Genomic DNA, 20,781 nt, shown 5'->3' with positions numbered 1-20,781 from the left:
TTATTAAAATTCTTAAATATATTTTTAGACTAATCTAAATAATTATTTATCTTTGTGTAAAAATAATTTAAAATGAGACTAATAATTTTGGCCTTTTTATGCAGCGCAGCCAGCTTTGCACAAACTACTCATAACATTAAAGGAACTGTAAGTTCGGAAGGCGAATCCCTCCCTTATGCCAGTGTTTATATCCAGGGTACCACATCAGGAACTACCACAAATGATAATGGAATTTACAGCATAAATAAAATAGCTCCCGGCGATTATATCTTAATCGCTTCTTTCACGGGACATACTACAGTAAGTAAAAAAATTAGTATTGGAAGTAAAGATATTTCGGTGAACTTTAATTTAGATAGCGGCGAATCTCTGGATGAAGTTGTAATTACTGGAACTTTAAAAGCAGTTTCTAGGTTGGAAAGTCCTGTTCCTGTAGAAATTTACACAGCCACATTCTTTAAGAAAAACCCAACACCTAATATTTTTGAAGCACTTCAAAACGTGAATGGTGTGAGACCACAGCTTAACTGTAATATTTGTAATACAGGCGATATTCACATTAACGGTTTGGAAGGTCCTTATACACTGGTCTTAATTGATGGAATGCCCATTGTTAGTGGCTTATCTACCGTTTATGGTTTATCAGGAATTCCAAATTCTTTAATTGAACAGGTTGAAATTGTAAAAGGACCCGCATCGTCTTTATATGGCAGTGAAGCCGTTGGTGGATTAATTAATATTATAACCAAACTACCCGAAAACGCACCGACATTTTTTGTGGATACCAATATTAATTCTTGGGGCGAATGGAATTTAGATGCCGGTTTTAAAGCTAAAGTAGGTGAAAAAGCTACCCTTTTATTCGGTACTAATTATTTCAAATATGATAATCCCATTGATAACAATAACGACAACTTTACCGATGTCACCTTGCAAGATCGCATTTCAATATTTCAAAAATGGAGCTTTAAACGCAAGGATAATAGGAAATTCTCCCTAGCAGCTCGTTATTTTTATGAAGATCGTTGGGGCGGTGAAATGAATTGGAATAAAAGTTACCGCGGCGGTGATGACGTATATGCAGAAAGCATTTACACCTCCCGTTATGAATTAATTGGTGAATATCAATTGCCAGTTGCCGAAGATATCACGTTTCAATTTTCATATTCGGATCACGACCAGAATTCCGTTTATGGCGACATGCCTTATTTAGCCCAACAGCGCATTGGATTTGGGCAGTTTATTTGGGATAAACAAATTAGAAATCATGACTTTTTAGTTGGTGCGGCGGTGCGTTACAATTATTATAATGACAATACCACAGCCACTTTAAATGCGGATGAAGTTACCATTCCGTCATTATTTATTCAAGATGAAATTGATTTTGACGAAAAACAAAGCTTATTATTAGGACTTCGGTATGACTATGATGAGCGCCATGGAAATATTTTCACGCCGCGTTTAGCATATCGATTTAAACCAACGGATAGCGATATTATTCGCTTAAATGCAGGAACCGGTTTCCGCGTGGTAAACCTATTTACCGAAGAACACGCTGCTTTAACAGGCGCCAGAGATGTTATTATTGAAGAAGAACTGAAGCCTGAACAATCTTATAATATCACCTTAAACTATTTAAAAAAATTATATACCAAAAGCGGGATGCAATTTACATTTGATACTTCAGCATGGTATACCTATTTCACCAATGCCATTATTCCTGATTATGACACCAATCCCAACCAGATTATTTATTCAAATTTAGATGGTTCATCATCATCAAAAGGTATTAGTTTAAGTGTAGATGCCGTTTTCGGAAGAGGCATTTCGGCTTCAATAGGCGCTACTTGGCAAGATGTTTCACAAAAAGAAAATGGCGTGGTTACCAAACAAATATTAACTGAAAATTTTTCCGGAGTTTGGTCTCTCTCCTATAAACATTACCCAACGCATTTATCAGTGGATTATACAGGAAATATATTCGGACCCATGCGTTTACCTTTGTTAGGTGAATTGGATCCTAGAGATGAATATTCGCCAGTTTGGAGTATTCAAAATATTCAATTAACCTATGACGGTTTTAAAAACTTTGAACTTTATGGCGGTGTTAAAAACATATTGGATTGGACACCAAACAAAGGAAATCCGTTTATTATTGCGCGAGCAAATGATCCTTTTGATAAAAATGTACAGTTTGACCCCAATGGAAATGTCATGGCTACTGTAGACAATCCATATGCCCTAACATTCGACCCATCCTATGTTTACGGACCAAATCAAGGTATTCGGTTCTTCTTTGGTGTTCGCTATAAATTCCACTAAAATTCGCATTTATTTAGTACCTTCGCAACTATAATTTAGACTTATGAAAAAAATAATTCTCGTTTTATTAATCACCGCATTCGCTTGGAGTTGTAAAAATTCAAAAGAAACCAATGGCAAACTACAAGTTGTTACAACAACAACGATGATAACTGACTTGGTGGAGAATATTGGCAGCGACTATATAGACGTAAATGGTTTAATGGGCAGTGGCGTAGATCCGCATTTATATAAAGCCAGTGAAGGCGATGTGAACAAATTAGCCCAAGCTGATGTTATTTTTTATGGCGGCTTGCACCTAGAAGGTAAATTAGTAGAGGTTTTTGAAAAAATGGCAAGTCAGAATATCAACACAATTGCTGTTTCAGATGCTTTAGACGTGAAAACATTAATTGGATCCGAATATTTCGCATCCAATTACGATCCGCATATTTGGTTTGATGTTCATAATTGGGAGATTATAACCCAGTTTGTTGTTGAAAAATTAACAGAAGCCAACCCCGAACACCAAGCCGTATTTGAAAAAAATGGTGCAGATTATTTAGAAAAATTAAAAGTATTAAATGAAAACATTAAGTCTGTTATTAGCACACTTCCTGCGGAAAAACGCATTCTAGTTACCGCTCATGATGCCTTTAGTTATTTTGGTCAAGCTTACGGTTTTGAAGTAATTGGACTTCAAGGATTATCAACCGCAACGGAAGCTGGCGTTCAAGATGTACAAAATTTAGCTACCTTTATCATAGACAAGCAAGTAAAATCCATTTTTATAGAAAGTTCGGTTCCTAAAAGAACTATTGAAGCACTTCAAGCATCCGTAAAATCTAAAGGATTTGATGTTCAAATTGGTGGAACTTTGTATTCTGATGCTTTGGGCAATGCGGGTACGGATGAAGGTACTTACATCGGTATGTTTACGTACAATGTGAATACCATTGTGAAGGCGCTTAGATAAAATTCCTACAAAGGCAGGAATCTCATCATCGTTTAAAACCAACCAAGTGGAGAGGTAGTACGCGAAAACTAATTAAATTTAGTACTTTAATATAATAAGAAAATATGGCCGTTAAATGCAATTTTTGGATCAAATAAACGGATAAACAAATACTATTAAATATCTGTAGCTATTCCTGCCATCCGCTGTATCTTTTTTGAAAAAAAAATCAAAAAAGGATGCCGCTACTATCAGGGCTAAAGTAGTAACTAAGGCCTGTAAAAAGTCGGCATTGGTTTTTATCCGCCATTAAGGTCTATTGATGAAAACAAGAAAAATATAAAAGTAATTATTAAACCCAATAAATGTGAACGAACATAAAACTCAAACCGAGAAGCCCGTAATGGCCGTTCAAGTAGACGATTTAACCGTTGCCTACAATTACAAACCTGTACTTTGGGATATCGATTTAGAAATACCCGAAGGCGTTCTTATGGCCATTGTTGGTCCTAACGGGGCTGGAAAATCAACACTTATAAAAGCAATTTTAGGAATTCTTAAACCGCTTGCAGGAAGTGTTTCTATTTATGGCAAACCTTACGACAAGCAACGTGATTTAGTGGCTTATGTTCCACAAAAAGGAAGTGTGGATTGGGATTTCCCTACTACAGCATTGGATGTAGTTATGATGGGAACTTACGGAAGTCTCGGCTGGATTAAACGTCCAGGCCAGAAAGAGAAAAAAGCCTCTTTGGAGGCTTTGGAAAAAGTAGGCATGTTGGCATTTAAAAACAGACAGATTAGTCAGCTTTCTGGTGGACAACAACAACGAATTTTCCTAGCACGCGCCTTGGTTCAAGATGCGGCTATTTACTTTATGGATGAGCCCTTTCAAGGCGTAGATGCGACGACAGAAATTGCCATTATCAACATTTTAAAAGCCTTACGAAAAGCCAATAAAACCGTTATTGTTGTCCATCACGATTTACAAACCGTTCCTGAATATTTTGATTGGGTAACTTTTTTAAATGTAAAAAAAATTGCCACAGGACCTGTTAAAGATATTTTTAACGATGATAACTTGACGAAAACTTATGGTATTAATTATAAAGTCAGTATTCAGAAATAGAATTCCTGCGAAGGCAGGAAATCGAATATTCAGAGATAAGAAAAAACTTGTTGAATTATCTAAAATGATAACCAGTCTCCAAAAAAATCTTAAAAATAAAACTAACCTCTAAAAACTACCCACTATAAACTTTCTAGAATACATAGAACTCCTAATCAACGATTACACCTTGCGGACTATTACGCTAGGCACTGCCATTCTAGGCGCTGTAACGGGTATGCTCGGTAGTTTTGCGGTTTTGCGAAAACAAAGTCTATTAGGCGATGCCATTTCGCATGCCGCCTTACCAGGAATTGCGATCGCTTTCTTAATTACGGGAGCCAAAGACAGTAATACCTTACTAATAGGCGCATTGGTGAGTGGCTTAATTGGAACCTTCTGGATTCGGGGTATCGTATCAAAAACGCATTTAAAATCGGATACCGCTTTAGGCTTAATATTATCCCTGTTTTTCGGATTTGGAATGTTATTATTAACCTTTATTCAAAAGCAACCAAACGCCAATCAAGCGGGATTGGATAAATATTTATTTGGTCAAGCCGCCACTTTGGTGGAAAGTGATGTGTGGTTGATGGCTATTGTAACCGGTCTTTGCCTCATCGTTTTATTGCTCTTTTGGAAAGAATTTAAAATATTATTATTCGATAAAGATTACGCACACACAATCGGTTTTAATACCAAAGCTATTGATATTCTCATCACCACATTTATTGTTTTAGCTATAGTTCTCGGATTGCAAACTGTAGGTGTTGTTTTAATGAGCGCCATGCTTTTAGCCCCTGCAGCTGCCGCAAGACAATGGACGAATAGTTTAGCGACTATGGTTTTTCTAGCGGCTATTTTCGGTGCTTTTTCAGGTGTTTTTGGAACAGCCATTAGCGCCAGTCAAAATAACTTATCTACCGGGCCGGTCATTGTTTTAGTAGCTTCGGTTTTTGTTTTATTTTCATTTCTGTTTTCGCCAAGTCGTGGTTTGCTGTTTAGACAAATCCGATTTATAAAAAATAGACGCGATTTAGAACTTCATAAAACCCTATCCTTTATGTTTCATATTGCCGAAACACATGACGATATTTCCCATCCACACACCATTAAAATCTTAAATAATTTTCAAGGATATACACGTGGAACACTTAAAAAATTAGTGGATAAAAACTATGTAACCTTAGATGGAAACATGTGGAGCTTAACACCGGAAGGTTTTGAAATAGCGTCCAATTTGTACAACCAACAAACAAATAAACATGAGTAGTGCGCAACTAGAAATACAGCTTATTGCCAGTTTGGTTGCTTTGGCTTGCGCCATTCCTGGGACATTTTTGGTTTTACGAAAAATGGCCATGATTAGTGATGCCATTAGTCACTCCATATTACCTGGTTTAGTAGTTGGATTCTTTATTACCCAAGATCTCAACTCGCCATTACTGATACTTCTAGCAGCATTAACAGGTGTTATTACGGTTATTTTAGTGGAACAAATTCAGAAAACAGGTTTGGTTAAGGAAGATACTGCCATCGGACTCGTTTTTCCAGCCTTATTTAGTATTGGTGTTATTTTAATTGCAAAAAATGCCAACGATGTCCATTTGGATGTTGATGCCGTTTTATTAGGTGAATTGGCTTTCGCACCCTTTGACAGACTCACTATTTCTGGTGTGGATGTAGGCCCAAAATCTTTATGGGTAATCGGAACCATTCTTCTTATTACCATTGGATTGCTAATGGCATTTTTTAAAGAACTAAAATTAAGCACGTTTGATGCCGGACTTGCCGCTTCTTTAGGGTTTTCACCTGTCGCTATTCATTATGGATTAATGACGGTTTCATCCATAACTACCGTTGGAGCCTTTGATGCCGTTGGCGCTATTTTAGTAGTAGCACTTATGATTGCTCCCGCAGCAGCAGCCTATTTATTAACAACCGATTTAAAGAAAATGCTCGGATTAGCGATGTTTTTCGGCGTGTTTAGCGCTATTTCTGGTTATTGGCTGGCACATTGGTTGGATGCTTCCATTGCCGGCTCTATAACTACTATGCTAGGTCTTTTGTTTTTAGTAATTTATTTATTTGCACCTAGTAAAGGTTTAATTGCCGTGATGTACCGAGAGAAACAACAGAAAATAGAAGTATCACTAATCACTTTTTTACTGCATTTAAAAAATCATTCGGAAGCTAGTGAACGTCATATTAATCACTTGTCAGAGCATATAAATTGGCAAAAAATTCGGGCCAAAACGGTTTTAGATTTAGCTCAAAAAAACAACATGATTACCATTGACAAAAATCAATTGGTTTCCTTAACGGATAAAGGCGATACCTTCACCTCATTAGCAATAGATTATATTATTACCAATGAAGATGCGCAAATTGAAGATATGAAAGATGATTTCTTTCTGTTTAGAGGCTAATTTGACCTTATTCCTTTTCCAATGTTCTCCCAACCAGCCATGCTACGTCCGATTTAAAAATCCGTAACGTTGTAGGTACTTCGGTATTTGAAATATCTCGAGGTGATTTAGTGTCAAATTGTGCTTGCGTAGTATTCAAATTTAAAGTGAATTTAGAATCGAAATCTGTGTCTGTCGTTGAAAAGTGAATGATTTTCTTTTTCAATTCCCAAGACCCTTTTCCGTACGTATAGTCTTCAGGCGGATGTCCACCATCTAATTTTTTAAAGGTCTGGATTTCAAAACTACCATCTGCAAGCAAGATTATAGTTTCTCCAGTTGAGCCATTAGACCCATTAAACGTATAGTTATAAGTGCCGCTAACGGCTTCGACTTGCGAAAAAGCGATTGTTTGAAAAATGATTAAGGCAAAGAAAATCAGTTGTTTCATAATAAGTTTATTTAGAACAAATGGTTCTCAATAATTGTACCACGAAGCAAAAATTATTAAAACCCAACTTCCTTCTGCAATTGCTCATAAGCACCTTGCACTTGTCTGAATTTTTCCTCAGCGCCTTTTTGGTGTTCTTTTCCTAAATGAAGCACGCGATCTGGATGATATTTTTTAGCCATTTTACGATATGCAGCTTTAATTTCAGTTACCGTTGCCGATTTTTCAATCTCTAAAATAGTATAGGCATTAGCACTGCTGCTATAAAACATGGCCTTAATGCTTTCATAATCTATAGAACGAATGCCTAAATAACCGGAAATAGTATAAATTTGTTGAACTTCCACATCGGAAACATGACCATCCGCTTTAGCAATTCCGAAGAGAAAATGCAATAATTGTAAGCGAGACGCATGATCCATCATTTGCTTAATCTGCAAGCAAACCTGCTGAACAGGAATTTCTTGCTTATTTATATTTTTAAATAACTGAAACGCATGATTTGCACGTTCCTTTCCGTACATATGAGCAAATTGCTGACGCACAAAATCCAATTCACGTTGGTCTTGCTTCCCATCAGCTTTAATAACAATGGACGCTAGCACCAATAAACTGACCTCAAAATCGCCAGAACTTGTTTGTGGCCGAGAGCTTCGTGTTTGATAGCCACCACGTTGCTGACTTTGTTTGAAAACAGACTCCAAATCGGTTCTATCAGAAAAGGCATCTACTAAACCACCTAAAGCCATTCCAATTATGGCGCCAATGGGACCTCCAAAAGACCAACCTAAAGCAGCTCCTATCCATTTTGAAATATTCATCTAATTCTATTTTATTTTTATAAATCTAGCTTAAGGCGCAAAACCGGTTTAAATTCGCTATTAAAGGCGATTTAGAGATTAGAACACCAAAATTTTTCCGTAAATATACTATTTGTTAGTAGATTGCTTACCGCATTTGTTACACAATTGGTATCTTTGTAGTTATTAATTATTAATCGTATAAAACAGAATATATATGTATCCAGCAGAATTAGTAAAACCAATGCGTGAAGATTTAACGAAAGTTGGTTTTGAAGAATTACATACTGCCGAGGCTGTTGATGCAGCTTTAGCTAAAAAAGGAACGACATTACTTGTAATAAATTCCGTTTGTGGTTGCGCTGCAGCAAATGCACGTCCAGGAGCACGAATGAGTTTAGCCAATGACAAACGTCCAGACCAAATTGTAACCGTATTTGCTGGTGTAGATAAGGATGCCGTTGATAAAGCACGTGAGCACATGGTTCCATTTCCTCCTAGCTCTCCTTGTATGGCTTTATTTAAAGATGGCGAATTAGTCCATATGCTTGAACGCCATCATATTGAAGGTCGTCCAGCAGAAATAATTTCTGAAAATTTAATGGACGCTTACAATAAAAACTGTTAAGCCCAATTGTAATTTAGGTTATAACCAGAAAAAACCACGACATAATCGTGGTTTTTTTGTGTTTTACTGCCTATTAATTTTAATTTTGTAGCATAATTTGCTTTCACCATGGAAAAATTTTTTGCTTATATACTCACTAGCCTTTTCGCGGTTTCCTTTTTGTTAACGCTTATTATATTTCACCCCATACAATGGTTCTGCTTTAATGTTTTTGGTTATAAAGCTCATAAATTTAGTGTAGACTGGCTGCAGTTTTTCATTATGCGTTCTACCAATATATTAGGAACGCGCTACACATTTATAGATAATCAACATATACCAATGGGCGTCCCTTTAATTATTGTGGCAAACCATCAAAGTATGTATGATATTTCGCCTATTACGTGGCACATGCGAAAACACCACCCTAAATTTATTAGCAAAAAAGAATTGGGCAAAGGGATTCCTAGTGTTTCTTACAATTTACGTCATGGTGGATCCGTTTTAATAGACAGAAAAAATCCGAGACAAGCCTTTCCGGCCCTTATGAAATTTGGCGAATATATTGAAGAAACCAAACATGCAGCTGTAATTTTCCCAGAAGGCACGCGGAGTAAAAACGGTGTACCTAAACCATTTCAAACAAAAGGTTTGGAAATTTTGTTCAAAAAAATTCCGTCAGCCATCATTGTTCCTATCACAATTAACAATTCTTGGAAGTTGTTAAAATATGGTAAATTTCCAATGGGAATAGGAAATCATATGACATTAACGGTTCATAAACCTCTAGAATTAGCTATCTTTGATGATAAAGCGGAGCTTATTGCGCAAATTGAAACCACAATTACTTCGTCTATAATACCTTAAAAATCTAAAATTTATTTTTTATGTCTTTAAAAAACGTACGCTTGGAAGTTATGCAGCATCTTGAAAAAGATGTGGATTCCCTTATTGAGAAATATTTGATTCCTATTGATAGCATTTGGCAGCCAACCGATTTCTTACCAAATTCCGAAGGTGAAAACTTTCTGGAAGAGGTTAAGGAAATTCGTGAGCTTTCTAAAGAATTACCTTATGATTTCTGGGTAGTTTTAGTAGGCGATATGATTACGGAAGAAGCTTTGCCAACTTATGAATCCTGGTTAATGGATGTGGAAGGTGTAGATCAAGTAGGCCGCAATTCATGGGGAAAATGGGTTCGTCATTGGACGGCTGAAGAAAACCGTCATGGGGATGTGCTAAATAAATATTTGTATTTATCTGGCCGTGTGAACATGAAAGAAATTGAAATTACCACGCAACACCTTATAGCCGATGGTTTTGATATTGGAACCGACCGCGATCCTTATAAAAACTTTTTATATACCAGTTTTCAAGAGTTAGCAACCTATATTTCACATAACCGTGTGGCTAAAATGGCCAAGGATAGAGGCAATAAACAGCTTTCTAAAATGTGTAAAATAATTTCAGGTGATGAAATGCGTCACCATCACGCCTATTGTGAATTTGTTGAACGTATTTTTGCTGTAGACCCCAACCAAATGATGGTGGCTTTTCAACAAATGATGAAGTTGAAAATCACCATGCCAGCTCATTTTTTAAGAGAATCTGGACATAGAATGGGAACTGCTTTTGAAGAATTTTCAAACACAGCACAACGCATCGGCGTTTACACGTCTGCTGATTATGTAGGTATTTTAGATAAATTATTGGTCCGTTGGGATATTGATAAAATGACCAATCTTTCTGATGAAGCTGAAAAAGCAAGAGATTATCTCATGAAGTTACCGTCACGTTTAACGCGTTTATCGGAACGAATGAAAGTACCTCAAGATTCCTACCAGTTTAAATGGGTGGAACCGGCTACTTTAAAATAAAAAAAACAGATTAATTCATATAATTCCTTTCAGTACGCTGAAGGGAATTCTTATTTCTACCCACTTATGACTCATCAAGAAACCATAAATAACACCATTGATTTTGTAAAAAAAGAACTGAAAAATGCCGAAGGTGGGCACGATTGGTTTCATATTGAGCGCGTTTATAAAAATGCTTTGCTCATTTCAAAAAAGGAAAACGTGGATGCTTTGGTAGTAGCTTTGGGTGCTTTACTTCATGATATTGCTGATAGTAAGTTCCATAATGGCGATGAAACCATTGGCCCCAAAAAAGCGCGAGAATTTCTTTTAAAACAAAACGTCGATTCTGAACGTATGGAGCATGTGGTACAAATTATTGAGAATATTTCATATAGTTCAGAATTAAATCCTAACAAATCCTTCAAGTCGGCAGAGTTGGATGTGGTACAAGATGCGGACCGGTTAGATGCTTTAGGCGCTATTGGTATTGCAAGAACCTTTAATTACGGTGGTTTTAAAAATCGGGTGCTTTACGATCCAGAAATAAAACCAGATTTGAATATGGACACCGAAACTTATAAAAAAACAGATTCCCCAACCATCAATCATTTCTATGAAAAGCTGTTGTTGCTAAAAGATAAAATGAATACAAAGACCGGAAAACAAATTGCGGAACAACGCCATCAATTTCTAGAACAGTTTTTGGAGCAGTTTTATGGGGAGTGGGAAGGAAAACGATAAATTTTAATTCATAGTTACTCTAGTTGCGTCTGATTTTTGACACGAATTTCACGAATTTTCACAAATAAGTCAGACTGTGAATCTGATTTTTAATTTACCTGTGGCACTTCAAATTCGTAATTTTTCAATTCAATAAAAGCGTCATTAATTAGCACAAAAAAACCTGAAAGCGAATTAAGCTTTCAGGTTTATAATTACGTGTTTTAAAGTTCTATTTTCCTGGGAAATTAGCTTTGCGCTTTTCTAAAAACGCGGTGGTTCCTTCTTTAAAATCGTCGGTTCCAAAGCAATTTCCAAACTCTTCAATTTCTACATCATAACCATTAATGCCATCTTTAAAATTGGAATTTATGGCACGAATAGCGCCTTTAATTGCAACGGTAGAGTTACGCATAATTTTACCCGCAATTTTTTCAGCAAGCGGCATAAGTTCTTCTTCAGTTGTTACGTGGTTAACTAAACCATATTCCAAGGCTTGATTCGCATCAATCATACCCGCTGTCATAACCATTTCCATGGCACGACCTTTACCAACTAATTGTGGTAAACGTTGTGTACCGCCATAACCTGGAATAACGCCTAAAGACACTTCTGGAAGTCCCATTTTAGCGTTATCACTCGCTATTCTAAAATGACAAGCCATTGCTAATTCCAAACCGCCACCTAATGCAAAACCATTAACGGCTGCAATAACAGGTGTATCTAAATTTTCAATATAATTAAAAAGTAAATCCTGACCTTTGGCTGCTAATTTTCCGCCATTATATTCATCAAAATCGGCGAACTCACTAATATCAGCACCCGCAACAAACGCTTTTTCACCGCTTCCAGTAATAATAATTACTTTGGTTTCAGAATCAGTATTAGCTGCTTTAAAAGCATCATGTAATTCTTGAATGGTTTCTTTATTTAAAGCATTTAACTTTTTTGGCCTGTTTATGGTAATAGTAGTTAAACCATTTTTCGTTTCTGAAAGGATATTGGTATATGACATATATGGTGATTTTTAAAAAGCCTTCGAAAAACGACTGCTTTCAATTAATAAATTTTTTATTCTTTAGGAATAGTCACGGTAAATGTGGTTCCTTCATGTAATTGAGATGTAAAGGTAATATTTCCATTATAGGTTTCCACAATATTTTTAACCATTCCCAAACCTAATCCCATACCGCTAGACTTGGTAGTAAATTTAGGTTCGAAAATTTTTGCTGTATTTTCTTCCGAAATACCCTTGCCGTTATCTGTAACGCTAATAATAACAAATTCGCCATCTTCACGAACCTCAACGACCACTTTTGGAGTCTTAATCCCATTATCTGGAATGGCTTGAATAGCATTTTTAACCAAATTGGTAACCACACGAATTAATTGCGTTCTATCAAATTTGGCTATCACTTCTTTCTTGTCGGCAATAAAAACAATATAATCTTCATTAAAAATATCTAAAGCTAACTTCACAATGGACACCACATTTAATTGTTCATTTTGCTGTGCTGGCATTTCCGCAAAGTTTGAAAACGCCGAAGCAATAGAACTCATGGTATCAATTTGTTGGATTAAGGTGGCACTATATTCATCCACTTTATGAATAATATTTGGGTCTTGAGGATCAAATTTTCTCTGAAAACTTTGCACACTCAAACGCATAGGCGTTAACGGATTTTTAATTTCATGAGCCACTTGTTTCGCCATTTCGCGCCAAGCTTGTTCCCGTTCACTAGTTGCTAATTTAACCGCACTAGCTTCAAGCTCATCAATCATGCTATTATAAGCATTTACTAAAATGGCAATTTCCTCGCTCGTGGAACCAATATCAATTTTTTTATTACTGGTTGCAAAGCGCGTTTCATTCATTTTATCACTAATCTGTTTGATAGATTTCGAAATATATTTTGAAAGTAAATAAGCCAAACCAACAGCAATTATCAACATGATAAAATAGGCATAACCCAGTCGTGCTAAAAAATTGCGAAGCTCGATATTTAAAAAATCATCATTTTCCAAATAGTGTAAATTCAATATGGCCAAAGGCTTAAATCGCTTATCTGTAATTATCGAATAGGATGATAAATAATTTTCACCATTTTGATCAGTTTTCCGCACATATCGCCTATCTAAAGAATGCGAAATGGCATTTAAAACCGGTGCATCCAAACATTGGGATAATGAATCCACATTAAAACTCGCTTTGGATGATTTTAGCAAACCACCATCTAAATCATATAGATTTATTTCCATATTATGAATGGTTGCTATTTCATAAATAGCATCTTTAAATATAAGCGGAATTTTTTCTGGTGTAACTTCGTAGGTTGTTGCTTTAATAGTGTAATCAATATTCGATCGAATATTTTCCTCCTTACGGTCCAAACGTTCTTTATGATAGGCTTTAGCTTCTTCGTTATATTGAAAAATAGTAACGGCTGCTATCAGTATGGATGCTAATAACACCAATAGAATCATGGCGAAGAAGATGCGCAGGCGTAAAGAAAACTTGGCTAATTTCATGAAATACAATATCGTGCTTGAAAGGTAACAAGAATTAAGCCAATTTACTTATGCATTGGGATTTTTGCGTCTTATATTTTTATAAATCCTAAATCCTAGCATGAGCAAAATACCTAAGACAAAAATTCCAATAACGCCAAAAACCCAATTAATGGCACTTTTCAGAATCACTAAAAACACCACGGCAAATAAGATAAACGTGGCGCCTTCATTCCAAAGCCGCATAAAGTTTGAAGTTTTCCGAACGTCGTCTTTTTGAAGTTGTTTGTAAAATTGATGCGTTTTTAACTGATATATAATTAATAATAAAACGAATAATAACTTAACATGCATCCATGGCTGTTGCAACCAATTAGGTTGTAATATGAGTAACCAAACCGCGAAAACGGTTGCTAAAATGGCCGATGGCCACGTAATGATATTCCAAAGTCGTTTGGCCATTAATTTTAATTGTATACCTAAAATTTCCTTATCTGGTGAAGGTTTATGAAAGGCTTCAATTTGATATACAAAAAGTCTCGGAATATAAAATAAGCCCGCGAACCAGGTGATAACAAAGATAAGATGTAAGGATTTTATGTAATTGTAATATTCCACACAGATAAAATTAGGTGTTAATTTCAGTTATAGATGGCAAAAGATTCTTTTTTATTTCTCTTCTCAAGAAAAAACCTGTTACGATGGTTGATAAAACATCAGCAATAGGAAAGGAAACCCACACACCTATTTCGCCAAAATAGGTTGGTAAAATAAGAATTAAAGGAATAAAGAAAAATCCCTGCCGCGTTAAGGTTAGCAATAAAGCAGGCGTTGCTTTGCCTACTGCTTGAAAATAGGCCGCGCCAATAAGTTGGAGCGCAATAATAGGCGTTGCTGCAAAAACCCATCGCATAGCGCTTGGCGTTTGTTTAAGTACTTCCACATCGGATGTAAATAATCGGGTAATAGCTTCAGGAAACAGCATTAACATAAGAAAAATTAATGTGGCCAATCCTGCTGCGTATTTGATAGCTGTATTAATGGTTTCTCGAACACGTTCATATTTATGGGCACCATAATTATAACCGGCAATGGGTAAAAATCCTTGAGTAACACCAAAAACGGGGAATAAGGCAAACATCAACATTCGCCCTACAATAGCATAAGCTGTTACAGACGTTTCGCCACCCAAATCGTATAGAATATTGTTCATAAACAAGTAGGTAACACTTACAACAGCTTGTCTAGCCAAAGTAACAAATCCTAATGAGCTGATTTCAGTAACGATGGATCTATTTAGTCCTAAATGGGATAAATTCAGTTTCAATTCCGAATGTTTCGATAGAAAAAACCAGACAATAAAAGCTAGACATAAAAAATAAGAACCGGTTGTAGCCCATGCTGCACCTGCCATTCCATAATCTAAAACATTTATGAATAAATAATCTAGCACTAAATTCCCAACGGATGGAATTAGCATAGCGTACATGGCAAACTTGGGTTTCCCTTCGGCTCTAATTACCGTATTCCCCATCATGCCTAAAGCTAGAACAGGAACACCATACAGTACAATTTTATAGTAAATTTTAGCCGGTTCAAAAATGGCACCTTGACCACCAAAAGCAGGAATAATAGCATCCACGTAATACAATCCAAAAAACACCATGGCAAAGGTTAGTAAAACCGTAAGCGTGATTTGATTACCAAAAGTTTTTAAAGCTTTTTTGTCATTATTGGCACCTAAAGCACGGGAAATAATGGAAGATCCTCCAATACCAATACTCATACCTAAAGCGGCAATAAAAAAGGAAACAGGCAAGACTACATTAATGGCGGCAATTGCCGTGGAACCAATCCAGTTTCCAACAAAAATAGTGTCCACGAGAATATTAAGGGACATCACTAAAATACCTATAGATGCAGGCACAGCTTGCTTAATAAGCAATTTCCCAATAGGACTGGTACCTAACTCTACAGATGATATTTTAGCCATATTAATTTCCCATGAAAATGGAAATCTCTTTAATAGTTATACATTTTCGGAAACTGCCCAGTTATTTATCCATTTTGCAAGTAAATTAACCCAAGGTGCATCGGCATTTAAGCACGGAACAGTGGTGAAATCTTTCCCTCCCATTTCGTGAAAAATTTCTTCTCCTTCCATGGCAATTTCTTCAAGTGTTTCTAAACAATCACTAACAAATGCAGGCGTTACAATAGCCATGTTTTTAACACCTTCTTTACCTAAACGTTCAATAGTTCTATCTGTATACGGTTGTAACCACGGATCAAAACCCAAACGCGATTGAAAGCTAGTAGAATACGTGCCTGGCGCAAAACCAAGTTTTTCAGCTACCAAACGGGTTACTTCTTTACATTGATGTCTGTAGCAAAATTCATGAGCCGGTGATGGCGTTGCACAACAGCTTCCATCAATTTTACAATGCGATTTTGTAATATCACTTTTGCGAATATGGCGCTCTGGAACACCATGATAAGAAAATAATAAATGTTCGTAATTTATGCCTTCTAAATTTCGGGCTATACTGCTAGAAAGCACTTCAATATATTCTGGATTATTATAAAAAGCAGGTAAACTGTCTATTTTTATATTTGAGAAATGTTCTTGGCGAATTTCCTCAGCCAACACCAAAATAGTTTCGGTAGTGGCCATAGCAAATTGCGGATATAATGGAATAAGAAAAACCTCGTCCACACCTTTATCTACTAATTCTTGCAAACCTTTTTTAATGGACATGCTACCATAACGCATGGCTAAAGCCACTGGATACTGAATAGCTTCCTGAACTTTATCTTGCAATTGTTCAGATAAAACAATTAATGGAGAACCTTCTTCCCACCATATTTTTTTATAAGCGGCAGCAGATGCTTTTGGACGTGTATTTAAAATAATACCTTTAACAAGTAATGTGCGTGCCCAAAGTGGCACGTCAATTACGCGTTCATCCATTAAAAATTCGCCTAAATATCGCTTTACATCTTTAGGTTCTGGGCTATCTGGTGAACCTAAATTAACTAGTAAAATGCCTTTTTTCATTGAAAATGTATTTGGTTTTAGCTGTGCTTCGAAAGTGTAAAATTCAAAACTACGAAGATACGGACATTATGTATTTTTTTGGAGTTGTGCCATATTTCTTTTTAAAGGCTGCAATGAAATGACTGGAGGTGCTGTAACCTACTTTTAGCCCAACTTCATTTACATTATTGTCACCGGATTCCAGTAATTTTCTAGCTACTTCCATTTTATAGTCAAATAGAAAACTAAAAACTGTGTCGCCATAAATTTCTTTAAAACCTTCTTTGAGTTTCTTTAAGCTTAATTGAATTTCATCAGCGAGTTCTTGGAGACTTGGAGGTTCTGCCATTCTTGCAATAATAATATCTTTCGCTTTCTTAATTTTAAGCACATTGGTTTCATCTGCTAAAAAAGGACATTGCTCAATATTGGCGTCTTCACTTCTGTTGAAATATAAACTCAATAACTCATAAGCTTTGGCCTTAAAATAAAGGCTTTTAACTGATGAATTTAAATTGTAATTGATAATTTGATTCAAAACAATAGCCATGGAAGGCGAAATAGCGCTGTCTTTATAATATTTTTTATCCTTATTATCACCACTTAAAAACGTGATATAATTAGCTTCTTGAGAAAACAATCCGTGAAATTTTTGAATGGAAAATACAACTGATACCAACCAAGATTTTGGTTGCACATTCATATAAATGGGTAAATCGCGCTGCGGATTGTATAGTAATAAAGCCGTTTCCTCCTTGATATTCAATGAATAACTCCCATTATTAAACATAAAAATACTAGAACCTTTTAAACAGAAATGAAATTGAATGAAACTACTATCAATCTCGCGTTCAACTATTTCAGCCTGATTGGTGTCATTTTGATGGGTTAAAATTATAAAACCGTCTTCAACCGTTGTTTCTTTAAAAGTTCTTTGAGCGACATTTTTTGGTGTTTCTGTCATGTGGAATATTTCGTTTCTATTTAGATTCATTCTAAACTAATTGGTTCAAAGCTGCTGCTACGACTGCAAAAGTATGACATTTATCATATTAATTTTAAAAATTACGCTAAAAAACCCTTAACGACACTATTAGTTCTTTGAGCGTTACTTTATTCAACTTTACCACAATACATTTGTTTGGAATTTCAAAAACACTATGCTTCAATACCAAATTTCTAAAGGGACCTACTTCTACGCTATTGGGTTAAGCTATAAAAAAGCAGATGCTGAAATACGCGGTCACTTTAGTTTAGATGAGAATTCAAAACAAGCACTTTTAGAACAAGCCAAAGCAAACGGTGTTGAAAGCTTGATAGTTACATCTACTTGCAACAGAACCGAAATTTACGGATTTGCAGAGCATCCTTACCAATTAATTCAATTGTTGTGTGATAATACCAAAGGTACGGTAGATGAATTTCAAAAAGTAGCATATATCTATAAAAATCGTGACGCTATTTCGCACATGTTTCGTGTAGGATCGGGTTTAGATAGTCAGATTTTAGGCGATTTCGAAATTATAGGTCAATTAAAGAATGCCACAATTGCTTCCAAAAAATTAGGATTAGTAAACGCCTTTATTGAACGTTTAATTAATTCCGTTATTCAAGCCAGTAAACGTATTAAAACGGAAACGAATATTTCTTCTGGCGCTACCTCTGTTGCCTTTGCTTCTGTTCAGTATATTTTAAACGAAGTTCAAGACATTTCTTCCAAAAACATTCTTTTGTTTGGAACGGGAAAAATAGGCAGAAATACGTGTGAGAATTTGGTGAAACATTCCAAAAACTCGCATATTACGCTTATAAACAGAACCAAAGATAGAGCGGAACGCATTGCTGGAAAATTTAATTTAATTGTAAAGGATTACGCCAACTTGCAAGAAGAAATTAGCGATTCAGATGTTTTAATAGTTGCCACTGGCGCTCAAATGCCAACCGTTGATAAAGATATTATTCAAAATAAAAAACCGTTATTAATTCTAGATTTATCTATTCCTAAAAACGTGAACATTAACGTTACCCATTTACCGAATGTTTCGCTTATCCATATGGATCAATTATCTAAAATGACGGATGCCACCATAGAAAACAGACGTTTAGATATTCCTTTAGCAGAAGCTATTATTGAAGAAGTTAAGGTAGAATTCCAAAGTTGGTTAGAAACGCGTAAATTTGCACCCACTATTAAAGCATTGAAAATGAAATTAATCGATTTCAAAAATGCGGAATTAGATACACAACGTAAAAAAATTGTCGATTTTAACGAGTCGCAAGCTGAAATTATCAGCAATAATATTATCCAAAAAATTACCAATCATTTCGCTCATCACTTAAAAGATGATGCGGTTACTACCGATGAAAGCCTAGAACTTATAAAAAAAGTCTTTCAACTAGAAGAAACATTAAAACATGTCTAAAATAATACGCATTGGCACGCGCGATAGTGAATTAGCACTATGGCAAGCCAAAACAGTTCAAAGTCTTTTAGAAGGTCTTGGACATAAAACCGTGATTGTGCCTGTAAAATCTGCAGGCGATTTAGTTTTAAATAAACCCATTTACGAACTGGGAATTGTTGGTGTTTTTACAAAAACACTAGATATTTCCATGTTGAATAACGACATTGATATTGCCGTACATTCATTTAAAGATGTACCAACGCTTTTACCAGCAGGCATTGTTCAAGCAGCCGTTATTAAAAGAGGTAACGTAAAAGATACCTTGGTTTTTAAAGATAATGAAGAGTTTTTATCTCAAAAAGAAGCCGTTATCGCCACTGGAAGTTTACGTCGTCGTGCCCAATGGCTTAACCGGTATCCAACCCATACGGTTGAAGATATTCGTGGGAATGTTAATTTACGTTTACAGAAACTACAAGATAATGATCATTGGAATGCTGCAATTTTTGCAGCAGCAGGCCTTGGACGTATTGATAAAAGACCTGAAGATGCCATCAACCTAAACTGGATGGTGCCAGCGCCAGCTCAAGGTGCTATCATGGTAACAGCTTTGGAAGAAGATGAAGAAATTCGCGCTATTTGTGCTGAAATTAATCATGAAGAAACTGAAATTTGCACCACCATTGAACGTAAGTTTTTAAATCTTTTAGAAGGTGGTTGTTCTGCTCCTATAGGCGCATTGGCTTTTATAAAAGATGAGGAAATTAACTTTGTTGGTGTTCTTTTAAGCCCAGACGGAAGTAAAAAAATTGAAGTCACCCGAAATGAAAAATTAGGGGAACATCATAATTTAGCTAAATTCTGTGCTGAATATGTGATAGAACGTGGCGGAAAACGTTTAATGGATGATATTAAACGTTCGGATAGAAAAATCAATATCTTTTCAACAAAACGCTTAACGGACGATCAAAAACTTCTATTTCACACGGACGTTGTTTCAGATAGTAGTGATTTCGCAAAAATTAGTTTAAACCGTATTCACCCTAGTGTTTTGAAAAAAGAGATTCAAAACGTCATCATTACCAGTAAAAATGGTGTGGAATCTTTAACCACTAATTATTCAGCTGCCGAATTGCAGTTTAAAAATATTTACTGCGTTGGTCGTCGTACCAAACGCATGATTGAAAAACGCATCGGACCCGTTAAACATGCCTCTAATTACGCTGAAGATTTAGCAGCGCATTTGGTGGAATTTATGGATGGCACGGAAGTAACGTATTTCTGTAGTAATCTGCATTTAGATACCATTCCAAAAGTTTTGGGTGAAAACAACATCAAAGTTCACGAAGTAGAAGCTTACCAAACCAAGTACGACGGTAAAAAACTTGACGCTTCTGTTGAAGGTGTTATGTTTTACAGCCCATCTACAGTGGAAAGTTATATTCAGAAAAACGAAGCGCATGGCGTTGCATTTTGCATTGGAACCACCACGGCGGACGAAGCCAGCAAATATTTTAAAGATGTCCGTATTGCTAAAGTACCAACCGTAGAAAGTGTTGTGGAATTAGTAAACGAATTTTATTTATAGAAAGTTAAATTAAAACAATTCCTTTTTTATAGGA

19 protein-coding genes are annotated in these 20,781 nt (G+C 35.8%); 11 read left to right on the top strand and 8 right to left on the bottom strand.

Annotated features, from left to right (window positions below):
- Positions 1–72: 72 nt before the first annotated feature.
- The 5 genes from ES674_RS03455 to ES674_RS03435 all read left to right on the top strand — a co-directional run bounded on the left by ES674_RS03455 (position 73) and on the right by ES674_RS03435 (position 6,793).
- Positions 73–2,322 carry a TonB-dependent receptor gene (locus tag ES674_RS03455; RefSeq protein ID WP_148402581.1) on the top strand — a complete coding sequence of 750 codons (2,250 nt, stop codon included), beginning with the start codon at positions 73–75 and terminating at the stop codon, positions 2,320–2,322.
- Positions 2,323–2,365: 43 nt separating this feature from the next.
- The gene (locus ES674_RS03450) at positions 2,366–3,277 is read left to right on the top strand and encodes a metal ABC transporter solute-binding protein, Zn/Mn family (protein WP_148402580.1); all 912 of its coding nucleotides are present in this window, start codon (positions 2,366–2,368) and stop codon (positions 3,275–3,277) included.
- Positions 3,278–3,659: 382 nt separating this feature from the next.
- Positions 3,660–4,385, top strand: coding sequence for a metal ABC transporter ATP-binding protein (locus ES674_RS03445; protein WP_148403629.1), 726 nt, complete (start codon positions 3,660–3,662; stop codon positions 4,383–4,385).
- 169 nt (positions 4,386–4,554) lie between these two features.
- On the top strand, positions 4,555–5,637 hold the full coding sequence (locus ES674_RS03440) for a metal ABC transporter permease (RefSeq protein ID WP_262712256.1): 1,083 nt from the start codon (positions 4,555–4,557) through the stop codon (positions 5,635–5,637).
- Positions 5,630–6,793: a metal ABC transporter permease gene (locus ES674_RS03435; protein ID WP_148402578.1), complete on the top strand. Its 1,164-nt coding sequence runs from the start codon at positions 5,630–5,632 to the stop codon at positions 6,791–6,793. Before ES674_RS03440 ends, ES674_RS03435 begins: the two co-directional genes overlap by 8 nt.
- 7 nt (positions 6,794–6,800) lie before the next feature.
- On the opposite strand, the gene ES674_RS03430 is transcribed toward ES674_RS03435, so the two are convergent.
- Together ES674_RS03430 and ES674_RS03425 are read right to left on the bottom strand one after the other, a co-directional pair.
- Positions 6,801–7,223: a hypothetical protein gene (locus ES674_RS03430; RefSeq protein ID WP_148402577.1), complete on the bottom strand. Its 423-nt coding sequence runs from the start codon at positions 7,221–7,223 to the stop codon at positions 6,801–6,803.
- A gap of 56 nt (positions 7,224–7,279) precedes the next feature.
- Positions 7,280–8,044 (bottom strand): TerB family tellurite resistance protein, encoded by a 765-nt coding sequence (locus ES674_RS03425; protein WP_148402576.1) that lies wholly within the window; start codon positions 8,042–8,044, stop codon positions 7,280–7,282.
- A 196-nt stretch (positions 8,045–8,240) separates the two neighbouring features.
- Here ES674_RS03425 and ES674_RS03420 point away from each other — a divergent pair, with 196 nt between their 5' ends.
- From ES674_RS03420 to ES674_RS03405, 4 genes are all read left to right on the top strand, one after another.
- Positions 8,241–8,651 carry a BrxA/BrxB family bacilliredoxin gene (locus tag ES674_RS03420; protein WP_148402575.1) on the top strand — a complete coding sequence of 137 codons (411 nt, stop codon included), beginning with the start codon at positions 8,241–8,243 and terminating at the stop codon, positions 8,649–8,651.
- Positions 8,652–8,759: 108 nt separating this feature from the next.
- Positions 8,760–9,497, top strand: coding sequence for a lysophospholipid acyltransferase family protein (locus tag ES674_RS03415; RefSeq protein ID WP_148402574.1), 738 nt, complete (start codon positions 8,760–8,762; stop codon positions 9,495–9,497).
- Between the two features lie 20 nt (positions 9,498–9,517).
- The gene (locus ES674_RS03410; protein ID WP_148402573.1) at positions 9,518–10,507 is read left to right on the top strand and encodes an acyl-ACP desaturase; all 990 of its coding nucleotides are present in this window, start codon (positions 9,518–9,520) and stop codon (positions 10,505–10,507) included.
- A 66-nt stretch (positions 10,508–10,573) separates the two neighbouring features.
- On the top strand, positions 10,574–11,230 hold the full coding sequence (locus tag ES674_RS03405) for an HD domain-containing protein (RefSeq protein WP_148402572.1): 657 nt from the start codon (positions 10,574–10,576) through the stop codon (positions 11,228–11,230).
- Between the two features lie 211 nt (positions 11,231–11,441).
- Here the strand turns inward: ES674_RS03405 and ES674_RS03400 are convergent, their stop codons facing one another.
- From ES674_RS03400 to ES674_RS03375, 6 genes are read right to left on the bottom strand one after another with little or no spacing between them, the layout of a single operon-like run.
- Positions 11,442–12,224, bottom strand: a complete 783-nt coding sequence (locus ES674_RS03400) for an enoyl-CoA hydratase/isomerase family protein (RefSeq protein WP_148402571.1) — start codon at positions 12,222–12,224, stop codon at positions 11,442–11,444.
- A 56-nt stretch (positions 12,225–12,280) separates the two neighbouring features.
- On the bottom strand, positions 12,281–13,738 hold the full coding sequence (locus ES674_RS03395; RefSeq protein WP_170233954.1) for a sensor histidine kinase: 1,458 nt from the start codon (positions 13,736–13,738) through the stop codon (positions 12,281–12,283).
- A 48-nt stretch (positions 13,739–13,786) separates the two neighbouring features.
- Positions 13,787–14,335, bottom strand: a complete 549-nt coding sequence (locus tag ES674_RS03390; RefSeq protein WP_148402570.1) for a CopD family protein — start codon at positions 14,333–14,335, stop codon at positions 13,787–13,789.
- Between the two features lie 10 nt (positions 14,336–14,345).
- Positions 14,346–15,710, bottom strand: a complete 1,365-nt coding sequence (locus ES674_RS03385) for an MATE family efflux transporter (RefSeq protein WP_148402569.1) — start codon at positions 15,708–15,710, stop codon at positions 14,346–14,348.
- 36 nt (positions 15,711–15,746) lie between these two features.
- Positions 15,747–16,775 (bottom strand): ferrochelatase, encoded by a 1,029-nt coding sequence (gene hemH / locus ES674_RS03380; protein WP_148402568.1) that lies wholly within the window; start codon positions 16,773–16,775, stop codon positions 15,747–15,749.
- A 49-nt stretch (positions 16,776–16,824) separates the two neighbouring features.
- Positions 16,825–17,718 (bottom strand): helix-turn-helix transcriptional regulator, encoded by an 894-nt coding sequence (locus tag ES674_RS03375; RefSeq protein ID WP_148402567.1) that lies wholly within the window; start codon positions 17,716–17,718, stop codon positions 16,825–16,827.
- A gap of 196 nt (positions 17,719–17,914) precedes the next feature.
- Between ES674_RS03375 and hemA the strand changes: the two genes are divergently transcribed.
- Positions 17,915–19,177: a glutamyl-tRNA reductase gene (gene hemA, locus ES674_RS03370; protein ID WP_148402566.1), complete on the top strand. Its 1,263-nt coding sequence runs from the start codon at positions 17,915–17,917 to the stop codon at positions 19,175–19,177.
- On the top strand, positions 19,170–20,747 hold the full coding sequence (gene hemC, locus ES674_RS03365) for a hydroxymethylbilane synthase (protein WP_148402565.1): 1,578 nt from the start codon (positions 19,170–19,172) through the stop codon (positions 20,745–20,747). Before hemA ends, hemC begins: the two co-directional genes overlap by 8 nt.
- Positions 20,748–20,781: the final 34 nt, after the last annotated feature.

Origin of the sequence: Bizionia myxarmorum (assembly GCF_008086205.1) — a bacterium.
GTDB classification, from domain to species: domain Bacteria; phylum Bacteroidota; class Bacteroidia; order Flavobacteriales; family Flavobacteriaceae; genus Algorimicrobium; species Algorimicrobium myxarmorum.
The sequence above is the reverse complement of the archived record's forward strand: the minus strand, read 5'-3'. Positions and strand labels throughout refer to the sequence as shown.